Here is a 20,159-nt window from a genome sequence, read left to right as displayed (position 1 = left end):
TCGAGGGTAGTCGACCCGCCGATCGGGACGACCTGCAGGGATCCGCTCAGGAGATCGGCGCGAACTCGCGAGGGGAACGCAGGATCGCGAGCGAGCGCGCACCGATTGCCGCCGCCACCGCCACCGCGATCCAGTACCACCCGATGAGAATGCCGTCGTGGGCGAGCAGCAATAGTGACGCGGCGACGACCACGAGGCACAGCAGCATCGCGAGATCACGACCGGCCGACGCCGAGCGTTCCAGGGTGGCATCCCACCACGGCAGCCGCCGGTTCTCCAGCGGGCTGAGCACGGCGGTCACCACGATCATGAGAGTCACCAACACCACGGTCTCGGCGATGATCGTCGGCACGAACGTCGGGCTCGACGGATCACGCTCCAGACCCAACGCGATCCCCCCGGCGATGATCGCGGCCAGCACCGGAAGGTGCCACAGGTACAGCGTCATCGCTCCCCGATTGCCCATGGCGACCCACCACCACAGTCGCGGACGCATGGTCAACCGCGCCAACGGTCCGCGAAGAGCGGTGACCAGGGCACCCAGAGTGACCGCATGACCGGCGAGCAGCAGCGTCGGCGGGCTCATATTAGACAGATGCTGCCCCGGCACCGTCACCATCGACAGTTCATAGGGTCCGACGGCGACGAGGACGATGTCGGCGAGGAACGCGATCGCCGCGACCACGACGGCCCAGCGACTCGTCACCAGTCGCTTGGCGTAGGTGACGCCGAAGATGGCCGGCAACATCCACACGATCAGAAAGTTCAGGTACCCCAGCCACGCGGGACCGACGGTGAGCCGCACGGCGTCGACCGTCCCGATCGCGGCCAGGCAGCAGGCGACCGCCACGATCAGATGCCGAGTGGTCGTGATCTGTTGCAGCAGTGGCACCACCGCGAGCACGAGCAGGTAGGCACCGAGGAACCACAGGAGTTGGACCGACAATCCCGCCGTCACCCCGGCGGCGGCGTCGAGCCCGGCCAGTTGCAGGATCGCGACCGTCGAGCCCGCGAACGCCAGGTACCAGACGAGCGGGCGCAGCAGCCGTTGCGCACGTCCGAGAAGCCACTGCCCCGGCGTCGTACCGGATCGCCACCCGTACGTCGCGGCCGCAGCACCGGCGAAAAAGAACAGCGGCATTATCTGCAGCACCCAGGTGAGTGCTTGCAGGTCCGGCACCGCCGCGAGGGTGTTGCCCAGCGAGATCCGGCCGGCGTCGGTGACGACGGTCAGCATCAAGGAGTGTCCGACGATCACCACGACGAGGGAGACGATCCGGACCAGATCGACGACGCGGTCACGGCCGGCCGAGAGTCGGTCGAGGTCACTCGCGTCGGGCATCTGCCGGGAGATGTTCGTACTGTTCACCCGGTCGATTCTCGGCACACCGTAGCCGCACGGCATGAGTGATTACACGCATTTCAGCGCAGTTGCCGCGCGCCCGCGATGGCCGTCAGGACGGGTGACGCGCCTGGATCCGTGCACCCTCGTAGAGGCAGATCGACGCGGCCGCAGCAAGATTCAGACTCTCCGCGCGGCCCCGGATTGGGATGAAGACCCGTTGGTCGGCGAGCGTCGCGACGTCGTCGGGCAGGCCGTGCGCCTCGTTGCCGAACAGCCAGGCCACCGCACCACGCAGCACCTCGGCTGCGTCGTCGAGGGCGAGTTCACCGTCGGCGGCCGTCGCGAGCAAGACAATCCCCTTGTCCTGCAATGCTTTCAGTGTCCCGGCGATGTCTCGATGCCGCACGACGGGTAGGTGGAAGACGCTTCCGGCGCTGGCGCGAACGCACTTGCCGTTATGTGGGTCGACGGCGTCGCCGAGCAGGAGCACGGCGTCGGCACCCATGGCATCAGCAGTGCGGATCAACGTCCCAGCGTTGCCCGGCTCACGGGGTTCGACGGCGACCGCGAGCAGTCGGGGCGCGCCGGCGAGCACGTCGTCGAGATCGGCGTCGAGGAGCCTGGACACGGCGAAGATGCCCGGCGGCGTGGTGGTCTCCGACAGCTTCTGTGCGGCGCGTTCGGTCAACCCGGCGGTCGGGATTCCGGCGCCGCGAGCGCGAATCAGGATGTCGGAGAATCGGTCCTCGTCGGAATCGCGCACCAGGATCTGATCTGCTCGATCGGTGTCGAGCGCAGCGACAACCGCATTGGCACCCTCCACGAGGAATCGCTGCTCGGCGCGACGCACCGCGGAACGATGCAACTTGGCATACGACACGACCCGCGAGGATCGTTCGGACAGGATCTCCATCAGAGTCGTCCGTCGATCTCTCGCGGGTCGGTGTCGGTTGCGCGGTGGCTGATCAGGCAGCCGGCGCGTTGACGTCGGCGGGCAGCGCCTTGCGAGCAACCTCGACGAGACCGGTGAAGGCCTCCGGGTCGGTCACGGCGATGTCGGCGAGCACCTTGCGGTCCACCTCGACACCAGCGGCCTTGAGGCCCTGGATGAAGCGGTTGTAGGTGATGTCGTTGGCGCGGGCCGCGGCGTTGATGCGCGCGATCCACAGCTTGCGGAACTCACCCTTGCGGGCGCGACGGTCCCGGTAGGCGTAGGTCAGCGAGTGGAGCTGCTGCTCCTTGGCCTTGCGGTACAGGCGCGAACGCTGTCCGCGGTAACCCTTGGATGCCTCCAGGGTTGAACGACGCTTCTTCTGGGCGTTGACGGCCCTTTTCACGCGTGCCATTGGTCAATCCTCTTCTTCGGTAGTGGTCTGGGCGCAGCGTCAGCGGTTCAGCAGGCGCTTGATGCGCGGCGCATCGTTCTCGCTCACGACGGTGGTGCCGTCGAGGCGACGCGTACGACGCGAGGACTTGTGCTCCAGCAGGTGGCGACGGTTGGCCTTCTGGCGCACGATCTTGCCGCTGCCGGTCACCTTGAAACGCTTCGCGGTGCCCTTGTGGGTCTTGCTCTTTGGCATGTCTTTCCTTCATTCGAGCGAGCGGGAGCCACCCGCGTCGGCGGGTGTGCTCACGTTCGCAGTGGTCTGGCCGTCGCCGGCCTGCGGAAACGGCCGGCGATCGGTGTCGACTAGCTCGCGGCGTCGGGTGCGGCGGCGTCCTTGGCTTCCCTGGCGGGACGCTGGGACTGCTGCTGCGCCTTGACGCGGGTCTTCGCACCCTTGTGGGGGGCGAGGACCATGGTCATGTTCCGTCCGTCCTGCTTGGCCGAGGTCTCGATGAACCCGTAGTCGGCGACGTCGTTGCCGAGTCGCTGCAGGAGCCGGAATCCGAGTTCGGGGCGTGACTGCTCACGACCGCGGAACATGATGGTGACCTTCACCTTGGACCCGTCCTTCAGGAACCGGATAACGTGACCCTTCTTGGTCTCGTAATCGTGGTCGTCGATCTTCGGGCGGAGCTTCTGCTCCTTGATGACGGTCATCTGCTGATTGCGACGCGCCTCGCGCTGTTTCTGAGCGGCTTCGTACTTGAACTTGCCGTAGTCCATGATCTTGCACACCGGCGGACGGGCGTCGGGTGCGACCTCGACCAGATCCAGATCGGCCTCGTAGGCCAGGCGGAGCGCATCTTCAACACGCACGATGCCCACCTGCTCCGAATTCGGTCCGACGAGTCGGACCTCCGGGACGCGGATGCGCTCGTTGATGCGGGTCTCAGTGCTGATGGGGCCTCCTTGATAATTCCGAATAGGTCGGCCGCCGCGGGTGTGTCGGGCGCAGGAGGAATTCGCCTCAGCAAAAAGCCCCGCTCGCGATCCTCACGGATCGTCGGCAGGGCTCCATCACCGACCGGTCCACCGATGACAGCATCGGACGGTTACATTCACGCTCAACGCGCGGTGAAACCGCTGGACCGGACCGTACAACTGCGTCTGTCAGAATCGCTTCTGCGGGATCGCGTCGTAGCGGTGGGAGCCGAACTCCACTTGCTACCCCGGCGTACCAGGGCGGTCGTGCTATGGAAGTCTAACAGTCATGACCGGAAATACCTATTCGCCCTCCGACGACGCCGCTGGTAGCGGGGTTGTCGACGAGAATCCAGGTGACGGCCGGACCGCCGAGAACACTTCCAATGCCATCGACGAGAACGTCCGCGACCTGGCCGATATTCCGGCGATCGAGGTGATCACCAAGGCCGCGTTCATGCTGATGAGCGCGGCTGCGGAGAAGTTGGGTGCCGGTGGGTCCGACGTCGACCTCGACGAGGCGCGGCGCCTGATCACCGCGCTCGCCGGGCTCGTCGACGCGGCGAAGCCGGACCTCGGCATCCATGCCGCACCGGTCCGGGAAGCCCTCAAGCAACTGCAGCTCGCCTTTCGCGATGCGAGCGCCTACCCGGATGAGCCGGGTGAGGGCCCCGGTGAGAAGTACACCGGCCCGGTGCGTGATCGGCGGCGGTAGCTCTCACCGGTGTGAGCGGACCGGCAATTCGGCCACGGCATATGCGCCGGGTGCGACGCCGGCGGCGGCAAGTTCGGTTCCGAGTTCCGAGATGATCGCCGAACAACCCGGCGGTACGGATGTAGCCCTCGCCCGTCGGGCGCGCCAGTCTGACATTGGGGTCGATGACGCTGCAATCGTGCGAGTTGCACTTCCCTCGTGACATCTGCGCCGCCGCCCGACGTGGGAACCTACGCTGGTCGCATGACCGCACCCGAGGACCCCACTCCGACCGAGCCCACATCTCCGGTCGATGACGTGATCGACGCGGAGATCGTGAGTCCGCCGGCCGCTCCGTCGACTCCGCCGCTCCCCGATCCGGACTACTCCGAAGCCGGCGTTCCATCGTTCGACTTCGTGCGCGACAAGATCGAGAATCGCATCGCCACGGCGATCGGTTCACAGGAGTTGGCCGAGTCCACGCCTGAGGGTCAGCAGGTCGACGAGATGATGCGCGAGCGCGATGAGGCGGCCAAGAAACGCCTGGAGGAGATCCGCAGGTCGATGGGGAGCTCCGGCACCTGAACCCCCGTTGGGTGGGCCGCTCAGGCGAACTGACCGAGGGAGTCGCGCGGGAATCACCTGCACTGGGTACGGCCTGGTTGCGTCGAAGAGCTGATCGCCGACCACCGTTGCCGACTCGTGGTAGCGGTCCTCACGGAGTTCGTACACCGTCAGCGCCACCCGTTCGGGGTCGATGACCCAGTAACTGGGGACTCTGAGCCGTTCGTACGCCGCCTTCTTCGTGTTGAGGTGGTGTAGCGCGGTGCTCGGTGATGCCACCTCGACCACGAGAACCGGGGCCGCGGGCAGGTCTCGATCGGTGAACTCCTCGACCCGGCCCACCAGAACGTCGGACCGCAACTCGACACTGTCGCCGGCGCGAACCGCGAACGGTGCCGTCATGACGGCCAATCTGCGCGGGCATACGGCATCGAGCACGCCGGCGAGTTTGACGACGATCTGCTGGTGCCGAATCCCGGTGCGGGGGTCACGATCAAGACCCCGTCAATGAGTTCGTACCGGTGACCGTCATCGGGCATCCTCTCCAGATCGCGCACCGTCAACAGACGCGAACCGGGAATGGGGAAACCGTCACGAGTGGTCGTCGCGCTGTCCATGGTGCACATCCTCGGCCGCACCGGTCGGAGAACCACACGCCTCCGGCAACCTCGTGCGCCTGTCAGCCCGCGGAGGCGACCCGTTCGTCGTCGAGGATCTCGGCTAGGAACTTGCCGGTATGGCTCTCCGGGGTGTCCGCTATGTCCTCGGGCGTTCCCTCGGCGACCACCGTGCCACCACCGACGCCCCCTTCGGGACCCATGTCGATGACCCAGTCCGCGGTCTTGATGACGTCGAGGTTGTGCTCGATGACGATGACCGTGTTGCCCTTGTCGACAAGTCCGTTGATCACATCGAGAAGTTTCTTGATGTCCTCGAAATGCAGACCGGTCGTCGGCTCGTCAAGGATGTACACCGTCCGGCCAGAGGATCGTTTCTGCAGTTCGGCCGACAGTTTGACGCGCTGCGCCTCACCGCCGGACAACGTCGGCGCAGGCTGCCCGAGCCGGACATAACCGAGTCCGACGTCGACGAGTGTCCTGAGGTAGCGGTGAATCGAGGTGACGGGTTCGAAGAACTCGCAGGCCTCCTCGATTGGCATGTCGAGGACCTCGGAGATCGTCTTGCCCTTGTAGTGCACCTCGAGGGTTTCTCGGTTGTAGCGGGCACCGTCGCACACCTCGCACGGCACGTACACGTCCGGCAGGAAGTTCATCTCGATCTTGATGGTGCCCTCACCGGTGCACGCCTCACACCGACCGCCCTTGACGTTGAACGAGAATCGGCCGGGCTGGTAACCACGCACCTTGGCCTCGGTCGTGGCGGCGAACAGCGTGCGGATCTTGTCGAACACCCCGGTGTAGGTGGCCGGATTGGAACGCGGTGTCCGTCCGATCGGCGACTGGTCGACCTGGACCAGCTTGTCCAGATTCCCGAGCCCGTTCACCCGCGTGTGACGGCCCGGAACCTGACGTGCGCCGTTGAGCTTGTTGGCCAGCACCGTGGCGAGGATGTCGTTGACCAGCGTCGACTTGCCCGAGCCGGACACCCCGGTGACCGCGGTCAGCACACCGAGCGGGAATGACACGTCGATGCCGCGGAGGTTGTGCTCACGCGCACCGACAACGGTGAGCTGCCGATTCTTGGTGATCGGCCGTCGAATGGCCGGCACCGGCAGGGTGTCCCGCCCGGCCAGGTAGTTACCGGTCAGCGACTTGCGGTTCTTGAGCAGGTCCTTGTAACTGCCGGAGTGCACCACCTGACCGCCATGTTCACCGGCCCGTGGGCCGATGTCGACAATCCAGTCGGCCGAGCGGATCGTGTCCTCGTCGTGCTCGACGACGATGAGGGTGTTCCCCAGATCGCGCAGCCGGGTCAGGGTGTCGATGAGTCGGCGATTGTCGCGCTGATGCAGACCGATCGACGGTTCGTCGAGCACGTAGAGGACGCCGGCAAGGCCGGAGCCGATCTGCGTGGCCAGCCGGATGCGTTGTGCCTCACCGCCCGACAGCGAGCCCGCGGCCCGGGCCAGCGACAGGTAGTCAAGTCCGACGTCGAGCAGGAAACGGATGCGGGCCTGCACCTCCTTCAGCACCCGGCCGGCGATCGCCTTCTGGCGTTCATCGAGGGCCAGACCGTCGAGGTACACCGCGCAGTCGGCCACCGACAGCGCGCACACCTGGGCGATCGACATCTCACCCGCGGTCGGGTGGTCGAGAGTCACCGAGAGGATCTCCGGGCGCAGTCGGGCTCCCTCGCAGACCGGACAGGGCACGTCCCGCATGTACCCCTCATAGCGTTCCTTCATCTGCTCGGACTCGGTCTGGTCCATCCGGCGGTTGAGGAAGGCCATCACGCCTTCGAACTCGGTGTAGTACGAGCGCGTCCGGCCGTAGCGGTTACGGAACTTCACGTGCACCTGATGGTCGCTGCCGTTGAGCAGCGCGTTGCGCGCCTTCGCGGGCAACTTCTTCCACGGCGTGTCCATGTCGAAGTTCATCTGATCGGCAAGACCACTGATCAGACGCACGAAGTAGTCGGCGTTGTGACCCGACGACCACGGGGCGATCGCACCGTCGGTCAGCGACAGGTCCGGATCGGGGACGACGAGATCCTCGTCGATCTCCTTGCGGATGCCGAGGCCATCGCATTCCGGGCAGGCGCCATAGGGCGAGTTGAAGGAGAACGACCGCGGCTCGAGGTCGTCGATGGCGATCGGGTGCCCGTTGGGGCACGCCATCCGCTCGGAGAACCGCCGTTCACGATGCGGGTCGTCCTCTTCCAGATCGACGAAGTCGAGCACGATGATCCCGTCGGCGAGCCGCAATGCGGTCTCCACCGAGTCCGTCAGTCGCTGCTTGGCACTCGGCTTGACCGCCAGGCGGTCGACGACCACCTCGATGTCGTGCTTCTCCTGCTTCTTCAGCTTCGGCGGATCGGACAGTTGATGCACCACGCCGTCCACACGCGCACGGGAGAAGCCCTGCGTTTGCAGTTCGGCGAACAGATCGACGAATTCCCCCTTGCGGGTGCGGACGACCGGCGCGAGCACCTGGAATCGGGTGCCCTCCGACATCTCGAGGACCTGATCGACGATCTGCTGCGGCGTCTGCTTGGCGATCTCGGCACCACACACCGGGCAGTGCGCCTTCCCTGCGCGCGCGTAGAGCAGACGCAGATAGTCGTACACCTCGGTGATGGTGCCGACCGTCGAGCGTGGGTTGCGGTTGGTGGACTTCTGATCGATCGACACCGCGGGTGAGAGTCCCTCGATGAAGTCGACGTCGGGCTTGTCCATCTGGCCCAGGAACTGGCGGGCGTAGGCCGAGAGCGACTCGACGTACCGACGCTGTCCCTCGGCGAAGATCGTGTCGAACGCGAGGGACGACTTCCCCGACCCGGACAGACCGGTGAAAACGATCAGACTGTCACGCGGGAGGTCCACGTCGACTCCGCGCAAATTGTGCTCACGCGCTCCGCGGACGATCAGGCGATCAACCACTACATTCCTATCTACGAACTCGGCTGTCGGGGCTTGCGGCACCCCGCGCGGATCACCGTAGCGAGGGCCACCGACAATCCGGTGAGAAACAAGCTTCTGCGGCGCCGAACCCATCAGCGCACCGGCATCCCACGATACGCGGCATCGTCGACCTGCTCCGATGTCGATCCCTGCGACGCCGCCGGATCACGCAGCCGTCGGGGCTACGCTTGGTTTTCATGTCCTCAGCCGAGATCACCATCACCGACAACTACACCGGCGACCTGTCCGAATCGGGTCCACAGCGACGAACCCTGTCCAACGCCACGATCGTCAAGGTGTCGGTCGGTCCGATGGACAACAACGCCTACATCGTCACCTCAACCGCCACCGGCGACCAGCTCATCATCGACGCCGCCAACGACGCCGACACCATCCTGGCGGTCCTCGCCCAGTTGGGTGGTACGCCGAAGCTCATCGTCACCACCCATCGACACTTCGACCACTGGCAGGCACTCGAACAGGTCGCCGCCGCCACCGGTGCACCGACCGCGGCCGGACGCTTCGATGCCGACGAGTTACCCATCACCCCCGATCTCCTCGTCGACGACGGCGACGTTCTCACGGTCGGCGACCTCACCTTCACCGCAATCCATCTGGTGGGTCATACCCCGGGCTCTATCGCGTTGGCACTCACCGATCCCGCCGATGGTGTCGTCCATCTCTTCACCGGCGACTCACTCTTTCCCGGTGGCGTCGGAAAAACTTGGGAGCCAGGTGATTTCGATCGCCTCATCGACGATGTCTCGACGAAGATCTTCGATCGTTTCCCCGACTCCACCGTGGTCTATCCGGGGCACGGCAAGGACACCACCCTGGGTACCGAACGCCCCGCGCTGCCGGAGTGGCGCGAGCGCGGCTGGTGAGACCCGGTTCCTCCAACAGGGGTGGAGCATCGGCACGGCACTCGCCCCCGGGCTCGAGCCGGCCCGGCCACCCGCGCGGACGGAACCGCTGACATGCTCGGCCGTCGGCGGCGCGGACGCGGCGGGGCGACCACACGAACCACCGGACCGCGCACCGACGGGTAGCCTCGATAAGGCGCCGGATCGACATCGTCCACTCCAACAGCCGGGTGTCCGAGTGCCGCGGTTCCGGTTCCACCAGCAGACCGAACGAAGGGCAGTATCACCGATGATTCTTCGCCGTATCGCACGTCCCATGCTCGCCACCGTCTTCTTCGCCTCGGGTATCGACGCCGTGCGCAAACCGGCCGGACGCGCCGAGATGGCCGGCGACTTCATCGAGAGTTCGCTCAACGCACTGCCGCCCAACGTCTCCGCCACTCTCCCCAGTGATCCGGCGACGCTCGTCCGGATCAACGGCGCCATCCAGGTGGGTGGCGCCGCACTGCTGGCCACCGGAAAGTTCCCTCGTGTGGCCGCCATCGCGCTCGCAGGTTCGCTGGTACCGACGACGTTCGCGGGTCACCCGTTCTGGCAGGAAACCGATCCCGCCAAGCGGGCCGCGCAACGCACCCAGTTCTTCAAGAACATCAGCCTGACCGGTGGCCTGCTGATCGCCGCCGCCGACACCGAGGGCAAGCCGTCGCTGGCCTGGCGCGGCAAGCGCAAGGCCAATGCGGCCGGCGCCGCCGTGAGCGCAGCTCTGCCGTTCGGCGCCAAAGCCGGTACCTCGGCCTGGGATTCGTTCGTCGAACGCACACACGACGGCGCCACCGCTCTCGGTGAGAAGTCCGAGGACGTGGCCGAGAAGGTGCGTGATCGCGCGCCGGAACTCGCCGAGGTCGCCCGCGAGCGATCGGTGGAGTTCGCCGACCTGCTCCGTGACCGCGCACCGGAGCTGGCCGAGCTGGCGCGCGAGCGATCGACCGAGTGGGCGGAGCTGATCAGCGAACGCGCACCCGAACTGGCCGAAGCCGCCCGCGACCGATCGACCGAGTGGGCCGAGCTCATCAGCGAACGCTCCGCCGAGGTTGCCGATCGGCTCGGCGAGAAGGCACCGGAGTTGGCCGAATCGGCGCGGTCCCTGGCCGCCACCGCTCAGGAGAAGGCTCAGGAGACGGCCGACGCCGGTCGTCGGCGCTGGCGGAAGGCCGCGTCCTGACGCTGCACGACACCCGGCCCGCCCCGGTCACCCCGTCCGACTTCGCCCCCCACCTGTATCCGTGGTGCGAGGACGGTGCCGTCTCCGGGGTCGGTGATCGTCGATCGCCGATCCCGGGGACAGCGATGGTCGTGGCCGTCGGGTCGAACGCGTCACCCGCAGTACTGTCCCGGAAGTTCGCTCGGGCCGGCCTCGACCCGACCGGTCTGAGTCGTCGCATTCTCCCGGTGCGGATCGAGGGAATGACGGTCTCTCATTCGGCGCATGTCGCCCGGGGCGGGTATATTCCCGCGACGCCCTATCGCAGTGCCGGCGGCGGCGTCGATACCTCGGCGGCCTGGCTGACCGCATCCGAACTGGCCGCCCTCGACCAGACCGAACCCAACTATCAACGAATGACAGTGAATTCCCACAGCTTTCCCCTCTACGTCGCGTCGGAACCGCTGACGCTTTCGTTCCACATCTACGTGTCCCGGCACGGCGTTCTCGGCTCCTCGCCCGACACCCCGATTCCGTTCGGGCCCCAGCGCAGCGTGCTGGCCTGGTTGTCCGACCGACTCGGTGCGCCATGGTTGGCCGGCCCTGCCGCCGACGTGTGCGACGTGCTCGGCAATCCGACGCGGGCAGCGAGTATCACGGACCAGATGCGCACGCGCGGACTCCGTTTCCCCGCGGGCGTGAGCGGCCACGGAGTGCCGTCGCGGTGAGTACGTCGTCTTCCATCCAGACCGGCGACGACGCGCACACCGTGGAGGAGCAGGCACATCTCGACCTCGTCTACGCCCGCCTCGACCGCATGCGGGCCAACACCGAGCGTCGCCTCTCGGCAACGTTGCGCGAGTCCGACGGCACACCGCAGGCTGCGTCCGAACGCGAATCCTACGAGCGCATGTACGTCGACGACCTGGCCAAATTCGATGCGGCCGAACACAATCTGTACTTCGGCAGATTGGATCTCGACGATGGGGAGACCCGCCGGATCGGTCGGATCGGCGTCCTCGACGACGACGCCGCCGACACCACCCTGCTGTTGGACTGGCGCGCCCCACTGTCCCGACCGTTCTATCTCGCGACACCCGCGGCACCCGAGGATGTGGCCCGCCGCAGGCACATTCGCACGCGCAATCGCCGGGTCCGCGCGGTCAACGACGAGGTGCTGACCGCAGGTGAGGCGATCGCCGACGACTTCGGACACGGCGATGTGGTCAACGAGTCGGCGCTCGTCGCAGCCATGAACACCGCCCGGACCGGCGAGATGACCGACATCGTGGAGACGATCCAACGTGAACAGGATCTGATCATCCGGTCCACGCATCGCGGCGTGACCGTGATCCAGGGCGGGCCGGGTACCGGCAAGACCGCCGTCGCGCTGCACCGAGCCGCCTACCTGCTCTACACCCACCGTGAGATCCTCTCCCGCAGCGGCATTCTCATCGTCGGCCCGAACAACGACTTCCTCGACTACATCGGACAGGTGCTGCCGTCGCTCGGTGAATCGGGTGTCCTGCTGGCCACCATCGGCGAGCTGTTCCCCGGCGTGCACGCCACCGCCGACGAACCCCGCACAACGCGTGAGGTCAAGGGCAGACTCGGCATGATCGACGTCCTGAAACGGGCGGTTCGAGCTCGGGAGTCGTTGCCCCGCACACCGATTCCCGTGTTCTTCGACGGCTATCGGATCGAGGTCGACGCCGACCTCATCAAGGCCGCACGCGGCAAGGCGAGGTCGTCGCGCCGCGCACACAATCAAGCGCAGTCGGTGTTCCTGCGCACCGCGCTCAACGGACTCGCCGAACGACATGCCCGGGCCATCGGTTCGAGTCTGCTCGACGGATCGCAACTCCTCAGCGCCGGCGACATCGCCGACATCCGCACCGACATGTCCCGAGATCCCGACATCCGCGCCGTGTTGCTCGAATTCTGGCCGACGCTGACGCCCCAGGATGTGCTGCGAGACCTGTTCGCCGACACGAATTCTCTGCGAAAGTGCACTCCGGGATGGTCGGACGCCGACCGCGCGACGCTGTATCGGGCGGCTGCCGCCGACGACTCGACGCTCACACCCGCCGACGTGCCGCTGCTCGACGAACTCGCCGAACTGATCGGCTACGGAACCGCGGAGGCCGAGGCGGAGGAGCGCGCCCACTGGCGTCGGCAACTCGCCGAGGCGCAGGACGCGCTCGACATCCTGACCGGTTCGGCCCCACAGGACCTCGAGGATGAACTCGATCCCGAGATCCTGATGGCCTACGACCTCATCGACGCCGAGCAGCTCGCCGCCCGTCAGACCCAGACCAACCGGGCGACCACCGCCGAACGCGCATACGGCGACCGCACCTGGACCTTCGGTCACGTGATCGTCGACGAGGCGCAGGAACTCTCGGCGATGGCGTGGCGAATGGTGATGCGCCGCATCCCGAATCGGTGGATGACCATCATCGGCGATACCGCCCAGACCGGCGATCTCGCCGGTACCACCTCGTGGGACGAGGTGTTGACACCCTATGTCGCAAAGCGTTGGCAGTTGCGCGAACTCACCGTCAACTACCGGACCCCGGCCGAGATCATGACCTATGCCGCCCGGGTACTGCGGCACGTGAACCCGGAGATGTCGGCGCCGACATCACTGCGCTCCAACGGAATTGCGCCGACCGCCGTGCCCATCGACGCCGATCATCTGGTCGCGGCCGTTGTGGCGACGGCCACGCGGGCCGACCTGACCGGCCTGACCGGCATCGTCGTACCCGATACCCTCAGCGTCGCTGTCGCCGACGCTCTCGCCGATCGTCCCGAGGCGGACAGGCCTCGAGTGCACACCGTCACCACCTGCAAAGGCCTCGAGTTCGACACCACCGTGGTCGTCGAGCCCGGCGAGCTGATCGCTCAGTCCCCCCGGGGGCACAGTGACCTCTATGTGGCGCTCACCCGCAGCACGCAACGGCTCATCGTGGTGCATGCCGGTGAGCTACCCGAGGAACTGTCGGATCTGCCCACCGAGTGAGTTCTCGGCGGGCAGATCGTCCGCGCGCCCTATGTGGTGTGAACGATCAGGACGTCGGAGGTGGACTTACGGGCGGCGTCGGCCGGGACCGATCCCAGCAGTCGACCGGCGATGGAGTTCAGTCCGCGGTTCCCGACCACCAGTAGATCGGCCTGGACATCGGTGACCAGCTGAAGCAATGCGTCTACCGGTGCTCCCTTGACCGCACGCTGGATGACCTGCGTGGCACCGGCAGAGGTGGCGCGCTCCTTGGCGCGGCGCAAGATCTCCTCGGTCGGCGACGATCCGGTCACCTGGTACGCCTCATCCTTGAGGACGTCGGCGACTTCACCCGCGGACCGCTCGTTCGGGAAATACGCGCATGCGATCACCAGCTTGGCGTTCGCACCTGCAATGGCCCCCGCACGATCGACCGCGGCCATCGACGACTCAGAGCCATCGGTTCCGACGACAACCGTGGTATACGCGCTCATCCCTACCTCCACCTCGTGTTCGGCACCGCCCGTATGGGCGAGCACATGCATCCCCCACACTCTAGGGAGCCCTGGATCAGCAGGCTAGTGTGACGCCCGGTGTTTTGCCCCGCGATCGCGGCAGCAGTCACGAGATCCCGGCCGCATCCATTCCGCGGAGCTCCTTTTTCAGGTCCGCGATCTCGTCGCGCAGTCGACCCGCCAGCTCGAACTGCAAATCGCGGGCGGCGGACATCATCTGCTCGGTCAGCTGCGCCACCAGATCGGCCAGTTCGGCACGTGGCATCGACGAGACGTCGCGCTTCTCGATCACCCCGGCGCTCGCCGCCTTGGACACCTCACCCTGGGCACGTCGTCCGCGGCTGGCACTGCGCCCCGATCCGACCACGCCCGCCGAGGTGTCCTCGGCCTCCCGGTACACCTGATCGAGGATGTCGGCGATCTTCTTGCGCAACGGTTTCGGATCGATTCCGTGCTCGGTGTTGTAGGCGACCTGCTTTTCGCGGCGACGTTCGGTCTCGTCGATGGCATTGCGCATCGAGTCGGTGATCTTGTCGGCGTACATGTGCACCTCACCGGACACATTGCGCGCGGCGCGGCCGATGGTCTGGATCAGCGACGTCGTCGACCGCAGGAAGCCTTCCTTGTCCGCGTCGAGGATCGCCACCAGCGACACCTCGGGCAGATCGAGCCCCTCTCGCAGCAGATTGATACCGACGAGCACGTCGAAATCACCGGATCGTAGCTGCCGAAGCAATTCGACACGCCGCAATGTGTCGACCTCGGAGTGCAGGTATCGAACGCGGATGCCGAGTTCGAGGAGGTAGTCGGTGAGATCCTCGGCCATCTTCTTGGTCAGGGTGGTCACCAGTACCCGCTCGTCGCGTTCGGTCCGTTCGCGGATCTCGTGGACGAGGTCGTCGATCTGCCCCTTGGTGGGTTTCACGACGATCTCCGGATCGACCAGGCCGGTCGGGCGGATCACCTGCTCGACGAACTCGCCGTTGGACTGCCCGAGTTCGTACGGTCCGGGCGTCGCCGACAGGTAGACGGTTTGACCGATACGGTCGACGAACTCATCCCAGGTGAGCGGGCGGTTGTCGACTGCCGACGGCAGCCGGAAGCCGTATTCGACGAGGTTGCGTTTGCGCGACATGTCGCCCTCGTACATACCGCCGATCTGCGGGACGGTCACGTGTGACTCGTCGATGACCAGCAGGAAGTCCTCCGGGAAGTAGTCGATCAGCGTCGCCGGCGCGCTGCCGGCCGGTCGGCCGTCGATGTGGCGCGAGTAGTTCTCGATCCCCGAGCAGAAACCGACCTGACGCATCATCTCCAGGTCGTAGGTGGTGCGCATACGCAGCCGTTGCGCCTCGAGCAGCTTGCCCTTGCCCTCCAGGTCGGACAGGCGTGACTCGAGTTCCTCTTCGATACTCGTCATCGCCTTCTCCATCCGGTCCGGGCCGGCGACGTAGTGCGTCGCGGGAAAGATCCGCAGCGAATCAACCTGTCGCACAACATCTCCGGTCAACGGATGCAGGTAGTACAGCGCCTCGACCTCGTCGCCGAAGAACTCGATGCGCACGGCGAGCTCCTCGTAGGAGGGGATGATTTCGACCGTGTCACCGCGGACGCGGAAGGTGCCGCGACTGAAGGCGACGTCGTTGCGGGCGTACTGCACGTCGACGAGCAGCCGCAGCAGTGCGTCGCGGTCGACCTCGTCGCCGACGTTCACCTCGACGGAACGGTCGAGGTAGGACTGCGGGGTGCCCAGACCGTAGATGCACGACACCGATGCGACCACGACGACGTCCCGCCGGGACAGCAGATTGGACGTCGCCGAGTGACGAAGCCGCTCCACGTCGTCGTTGATCGACGAGTCCTTCTCGATGTAGGTGTCGGTCTGCGCGATGTATGCCTCGGGTTGGTAGTAGTCGTAGTACGAGACGAAATACTCGACCGCGTTGTTCGGTAGCATCTCCCGCAGTTCGTTGGCCAGTTGCGCGGCGAGGGTCTTGTTGGGCGCCATCACCAGGGTGGGTCGCTGCACCCGCTCGATGAGCCACGCCGTGGTCGCCGATTTGCCGGTTCCGGTGGCGCCGAGCAGGACGATGTCCTTCTCCCCTGCCGTGATGCGTTTCTCCAGGTCATCGATGGCCGCCGGCTGGTCACCCGCAGGCTCGTACTCACTGACCACCGTGAAGTGGCCCTCGGTCCGCTCGACCTCACCGATCGGGCGGTACTCCGAGTGCGCGATCACCGGACGTTCTGCTGCAAAGGCCATGACACCAGGGTAAACGCGACCTATGACATCGATGTTCCGCGCTGTCGGCGCAGGCGGGCCGTAAGGTCTCAGACATGCCCACAGAGGTCGACGTGCACCCACCGAAACGCGAGATCTTCGATGTCGCAGCGATGACGAACACCGACAACAAGGGGTTCGTCCGACGGGTCGACGCGTACCGGCCCACCGACGTGGGTCTGTACATGGCCCGTCCCACCCCCGGCCATCCCCGATTCTCCTACCTCGAATCCTGGCTGCTTCCGACTCTGGGCCTGCGCGCGAACATCTTCCATTTCGACGAGGGGTTTCGCGATGGCCAACGCCTCTACCTCGACGTCGGCCGGTTCGGCGGCCCGGACGACGCCGGTTGCTGGCACGCCGAGGACTGGTATCTCGATCTCGTCGACGTGCCGGGCACACCGTTGCACCTCGTCGACATCGACGAGGTGTTCGCCGCGCACGACGCCGGATTGCTCCCGCTCGCCGATGCCGTTACCGCGGTCGACATCGCGACGCGCGCACTGGTGGGCGCCGCCGACCACGGACACGACGTCCAGGCGTGGCTCGACGATGTGACCGGGACGCGGATGACGTGGCGGGATCGGCCATGACGGCGCCACAGCGGGTGACCCGACGCACGGTGATCGCCGCTGCGCCCGACCGCGTGTGGGAACGTGTCGCGAGTATGGACGGCATCAACGCCGAACTGATGCCCTACCTGCGGATGGTCCTGCCGCGGCGGCACCGCGGGAAGACGATCGCCGACGTCGAACCCGGTGTGCGGATCGGAAAGGTCTGGCTTCTCTACGGTGGTTTCTTACCCCTGGACTACGACGACCTGACCATCGCCGAACTCCGGCCGGGGATCGGATTTCGGGAACGCTCATCGATGCTCACGATGACGTCGTGGCGGCACGATCGCACACTCACGCCGATCTCACCGTCCTCTCCCGACTCACCGGAGGCCACGGAGGTACTCGACGAGGTCGCGTTTCTTCCGCGCCTGCCACTGCGTCCGCTGTCGCCGGTGTTGCGGTGGTTCGTCGGCCATCTGTTCCGGCACCGGCACGCGCGTCTGTCCGCACAGTTCGCCTGACGCGTTCGGCGACCTCGGGATCCGCTATCCCTCGGCGACCAGCACCCGTGCGGGCCTGCCGGGGTCCGACGACGCATATGTATCCGGTGCGGTGCGGGCAAATCCCCCCGGCGGGAGGAGGGACTCGAGTTCCGCCGCCGCCGCGGCGTCACGTGCGGAGATGGTGAGTTCCGTGGGTGCATCGTCGGTTGCCCGGGCGCTCACCACGACGGCCGTCGCCTTGTCCCCACAGATCGCCCACAACCGGTTGGTGATGCGAGCGCCGAGCGAATCGGGATTCGGTTCGGCCGCAATCAGTCTCGGATCCGGCTCGGCAGCACGCCGGTGGCGCACATTGGCCTCGAACGGAACCAGACGCTGATCCCACAACGCCGCCGACGCGCCCGCCAGGTCGCCGGGGGTGCCGGAGTTGTCCAACCAGACATCGGCCACCGCGCGACGCTGCTCGTCGGTTGCCTGCGCGGCGATGCGTGCGCGGGCATCGGCCTCGGGAAGGCCTCGCTGGGTGGTCAGCCGGTGAATCCGCAGCTCTTCGTCGGCGCCGACGATGATGACCAGATGAAAGAACGGCGCCCCATGGTTCTCCACCAGTAGCGGGATGTCCTGGATGACGATGGCGTCGTCGGGGGCGGCCTCGAGCAGTTCCTGGGTGCGCGCCCCGATGAGCGGGTGCGTGATGGAGTTGAGCGTGGTGCGGCTCTCATCGTCGACGAATGCCTTGGCCGCCAACGCGGCTCGGTCAAGGGTGCCGTCGTCGGCGAGAATGCCCTCGCCGAACGCCTCGACGAGGGCCGCGAGGCCGGGAGTCCCCGGCTCGACGACCTCTCGGGCGATCTTGTCCGCGTCGATGTGGTAGCCACCCCGCTCGATCAGTGTGGTGGCGACGGTCGATTTGCCGGCGCCGATGCCGCCGGTCAGCCCTACTCGGATCACGACTCCCAGTGTGGCAAACGGCCACGAAGTACCGGTCACGCGACCCGCGGGTGAAGATCGTCACACGTTGAGACATACTCGGACCAGCGTCTCTTCGAGGGGGCGCCTCGACACGGGGCCGACGGGCGAAGGAGGAGCGAGACCATGTCGTGCTGCATCGTGGTTGCCGTACTGCTCGGCGTCGCGTCCCTCGGTTCATGCCACATGAACCGAGGGACGCGACGACGGCGGTTCGCACCGACGGCATCGCGGAGCGGACCCGGCGGCGATCGATCCCGATGTCCTCGCGCGCGGACGCCACGGCATTGCTCGATGTGGATCTGCGGAACCTCACCGACGTGCACGTCCGCCCGGTCATGTGACCGACCGCCTCCGGAACCCGGCGCCACTCTCGGCTCCACCCGGCCGTGAGAATCGCGATCCGTCCTGCCGCCTCAGCCGGTGACGCCGGTCAACTCGATGGTCGTCTGCGGCAACTGTGCCTGATCCTTCCGCTTCCCGTCGGCGAGATCGAACGCGGTGATCGTCTTCGCGCTCGGGTCGCTGACATACGCCACCCCGTTCTGCACAACCATATTCGGCATCGGTGACTGCCATTCATCGGGTTCAGTCCATGCACCGATCGCCGGAACGGACCTGATCTCGGCACCGGTGTTCACGTCGAAGACGTGGATCGCGCCGTCGGTGCCGAGGAGAACCGCCTCTCCGTTGGGGCCCCGTTCCAGCGACCGGAAGCTATAGCTGGTGCTGATCGGCACGATCCGGATCGTGCCGTTGCGGGTGTCGGTCAGCGAGAACTGTTGTGGGCGCTCGAGTTCGGCGTCTTGCTCCTTCTTGTAGTCGCCGAACGAGATCGGCGACGATTCGTCACCGGCCTGGTTGCCGATGCGGCCGTACCCATCGGGGCTCTGTACCTTCTGAATCTCGTTGCCGCGCACGATCAGGATGCCGTCCTCGCAGCCGAAGGTCAGTACTCCGTCGGCGGCTCCGGATTCGCCGTGGATGCCGGGGCATTGGTCGTTACGGGCGATCTCCCGACGATCACCATCCAGAATGGCGATCCCGCTGCGCTCGTCCTCGTTGCCGACCGACACGACGAGCGTGTCGTCTGCACGCGCCACCGCAACACCGTGGTGGGGTTCGGGCACGGTATGGCTCGTCGATTCGGCTCTCCCCTCGGCGAGCGCATCGGGATCGACGATGTCGACTTCGCCGGTGCCGTCGGAGAACAACGTGATTCGCCCGTCGTGCGGCACCACGTGGCCTGGCTTTGTGCCGCCGAATCGCATGTCCGTCATGACCGGCGTTGCTGTGTAGGAGTGTCCGTGGTCGCCATGGGATTCCGTCCAGGTACCCATGTCCAGCACCTGGAATCCGTCGCTCGTGGACACGAACACGTTGCGGCCGTTGCCGGCCGAGTTGAGTCGGGTGAAGCCCTCGACCGGGATGTCGGCGACCTGGTCGAGCGAGTTCGCGTCGAGGATCAACACACCCCCGTCATACGACAGCGCGAGTCGCGGTGTCGCACTTTCCTGTTCAGTGGCCACTGGCGCCGCGGACGAGGCACCCCCGGAGGAGGAGTCCGTTCCGCAGGCGGCCAGCGCGAACGAGGCGACCGATGCCAGGGCGATGATCTTGGTCGGATTTGTCAGTTTTGCATACACAACGGACAGTCAACCCGTTAATGAAAATTATTGTCAAAAGACAATGTGTCCGATGTCCCGGGAAGACAGAACGAGTACGAGATGCCCGCGCTCGTCGGCGAGGCGAGCGCGGCGGAGTACGCCGACGGCCGT

Annotated in this window: 18 protein-coding genes and 1 pseudogene; 8 read left to right on the top strand and 11 right to left on the bottom strand. The window is 66.1% G+C overall.

All coding sequences use genetic code 11. The annotated features are described in order from the left end of the window. Positions 1-46: 46 nt before the first annotated feature. The 5 genes from ACWETB_RS22845 to infC all read right to left on the bottom strand — a co-directional run bounded on the left by ACWETB_RS22845 (position 47) and on the right by infC (position 3,656). The gene (locus tag ACWETB_RS22845) at positions 47-1,369 is read right to left on the bottom strand and encodes an acyltransferase family protein (RefSeq protein ID WP_452213843.1); all 1,323 of its coding nucleotides are present in this window, start codon (positions 1,367-1,369) and stop codon (positions 47-49) included. 85 nt (positions 1,370-1,454) lie between these two features. After that, on the bottom strand, positions 1,455-2,258 hold the full coding sequence (locus tag ACWETB_RS22840; protein WP_348807492.1) for a TrmH family RNA methyltransferase: 804 nt from the start codon (positions 2,256-2,258) through the stop codon (positions 1,455-1,457). A 52-nt stretch (positions 2,259-2,310) separates the two neighbouring features. After that, positions 2,311-2,691: a 50S ribosomal protein L20 gene (gene rplT, locus ACWETB_RS22835; RefSeq protein WP_238423314.1), complete on the bottom strand. Its 381-nt coding sequence runs from the start codon at positions 2,689-2,691 to the stop codon at positions 2,311-2,313. A 39-nt stretch (positions 2,692-2,730) separates the two neighbouring features. Further along, on the bottom strand, positions 2,731-2,925 hold the full coding sequence (gene rpmI / locus ACWETB_RS22830) for a 50S ribosomal protein L35 (protein ID WP_012834577.1): 195 nt from the start codon (positions 2,923-2,925) through the stop codon (positions 2,731-2,733). 110 nt (positions 2,926-3,035) lie between these two features. Next, entirely contained in the window at positions 3,036-3,656 is a 621-nt protein-coding gene (gene infC / locus ACWETB_RS22825) for a translation initiation factor IF-3 (RefSeq protein ID WP_348810013.1), read from the bottom strand. Between the two features lie 286 nt (positions 3,657-3,942). Between infC and ACWETB_RS22820 the strand changes: the two genes are divergently transcribed. Together ACWETB_RS22820 and ACWETB_RS22815 are read left to right on the top strand one after the other, a co-directional pair. Continuing rightward, a complete protein-coding gene (locus ACWETB_RS22820) occupies positions 3,943-4,368 on the top strand; it encodes a DUF1844 domain-containing protein (RefSeq protein WP_449743998.1) in 426 nt (141 codons plus the stop codon). Positions 4,369-4,611: 243 nt separating this feature from the next. Then, positions 4,612-4,932, top strand: a complete 321-nt coding sequence (locus ACWETB_RS22815) for a PspA domain-containing protein (protein ID WP_348807494.1) — start codon at positions 4,612-4,614, stop codon at positions 4,930-4,932. Positions 4,933-5,070: 138 nt separating this feature from the next. On the opposite strand, the pseudogene ACWETB_RS22810 reads toward ACWETB_RS22815, so the two are convergent. Continuing rightward, positions 5,071-5,349, bottom strand: a pseudogene (locus ACWETB_RS22810) (Uma2 family endonuclease); the annotation flags it as partial. 241 nt (positions 5,350-5,590) lie between these two features. After that, positions 5,591-8,470 carry an excinuclease ABC subunit UvrA gene (uvrA, locus tag ACWETB_RS22805; RefSeq protein ID WP_452213839.1) on the bottom strand — a complete coding sequence of 960 codons (2,880 nt, stop codon included), beginning with the start codon at positions 8,468-8,470 and terminating at the stop codon, positions 5,591-5,593. A 218-nt stretch (positions 8,471-8,688) separates the two neighbouring features. On the opposite strand from uvrA, the gene ACWETB_RS22800 reads away from it, so the two are divergent. From ACWETB_RS22800 to ACWETB_RS22785, 4 genes are all read left to right on the top strand, one after another. Continuing rightward, entirely contained in the window at positions 8,689-9,375 is a 687-nt protein-coding gene (locus ACWETB_RS22800; RefSeq protein ID WP_348807496.1) for an MBL fold metallo-hydrolase, read from the top strand. A gap of 268 nt (positions 9,376-9,643) precedes the next feature. After that, the gene (locus ACWETB_RS22795; protein WP_348809993.1) at positions 9,644-10,576 is read left to right on the top strand and encodes a DoxX family membrane protein; all 933 of its coding nucleotides are present in this window, start codon (positions 9,644-9,646) and stop codon (positions 10,574-10,576) included. Between the two features lie 242 nt (positions 10,577-10,818). After that, positions 10,819-11,283, top strand: a complete 465-nt coding sequence (locus ACWETB_RS22790) for a hypothetical protein (protein ID WP_348807498.1) — start codon at positions 10,819-10,821, stop codon at positions 11,281-11,283. Next, complete coding sequence (locus tag ACWETB_RS22785; RefSeq protein ID WP_348807499.1) at positions 11,280-13,577, top strand: HelD family protein; 2,298 nt, start codon at positions 11,280-11,282, stop codon at positions 13,575-13,577. Before ACWETB_RS22790 ends, ACWETB_RS22785 begins: the two co-directional genes overlap by 4 nt. Before the next feature lie 29 nt (positions 13,578-13,606). Here the strand turns inward: ACWETB_RS22785 and ACWETB_RS22780 are convergent, their stop codons facing one another. Then, positions 13,607-14,050 (bottom strand): universal stress protein, encoded by a 444-nt coding sequence (locus tag ACWETB_RS22780; RefSeq protein ID WP_348807500.1) that lies wholly within the window; start codon positions 14,048-14,050, stop codon positions 13,607-13,609. Positions 14,051-14,177: 127 nt separating this feature from the next. Further along, the gene (gene uvrB, locus ACWETB_RS22775; protein ID WP_348807501.1) at positions 14,178-16,334 is read right to left on the bottom strand and encodes an excinuclease ABC subunit UvrB; all 2,157 of its coding nucleotides are present in this window, start codon (positions 16,332-16,334) and stop codon (positions 14,178-14,180) included. A 74-nt stretch (positions 16,335-16,408) separates the two neighbouring features. On the opposite strand from uvrB, the gene ACWETB_RS22770 reads away from it, so the two are divergent. Beyond that, positions 16,409-16,945: a DUF402 domain-containing protein gene (locus tag ACWETB_RS22770; RefSeq protein ID WP_452213835.1), complete on the top strand. Its 537-nt coding sequence runs from the start codon at positions 16,409-16,411 to the stop codon at positions 16,943-16,945. Further along, entirely contained in the window at positions 16,942-17,430 is a 489-nt protein-coding gene (locus ACWETB_RS22765; RefSeq protein ID WP_452213833.1) for a hypothetical protein, read from the top strand. Before ACWETB_RS22770 ends, ACWETB_RS22765 begins: the two co-directional genes overlap by 4 nt. Before the next feature lie 24 nt (positions 17,431-17,454). On the opposite strand, the gene coaE is transcribed toward ACWETB_RS22765, so the two are convergent. Further along, complete coding sequence (gene coaE, locus ACWETB_RS22760; RefSeq protein ID WP_452213831.1) at positions 17,455-18,363, bottom strand: dephospho-CoA kinase; 909 nt, start codon at positions 18,361-18,363, stop codon at positions 17,455-17,457. Between the two features lie 434 nt (positions 18,364-18,797). Continuing rightward, positions 18,798-20,027, bottom strand: coding sequence for a zinc metallochaperone AztD (gene aztD, locus ACWETB_RS22755; RefSeq protein ID WP_348807506.1), 1,230 nt, complete (start codon positions 20,025-20,027; stop codon positions 18,798-18,800). Between the last annotated feature and the right edge of the window lie 132 nt (positions 20,028-20,159).

The organism is Gordonia sp. NPDC003950, assembly GCF_053605205.1.
Note: the sequence above shows the minus strand (reverse complement) of the source record. Positions and strands in the feature narration are given on the sequence as shown.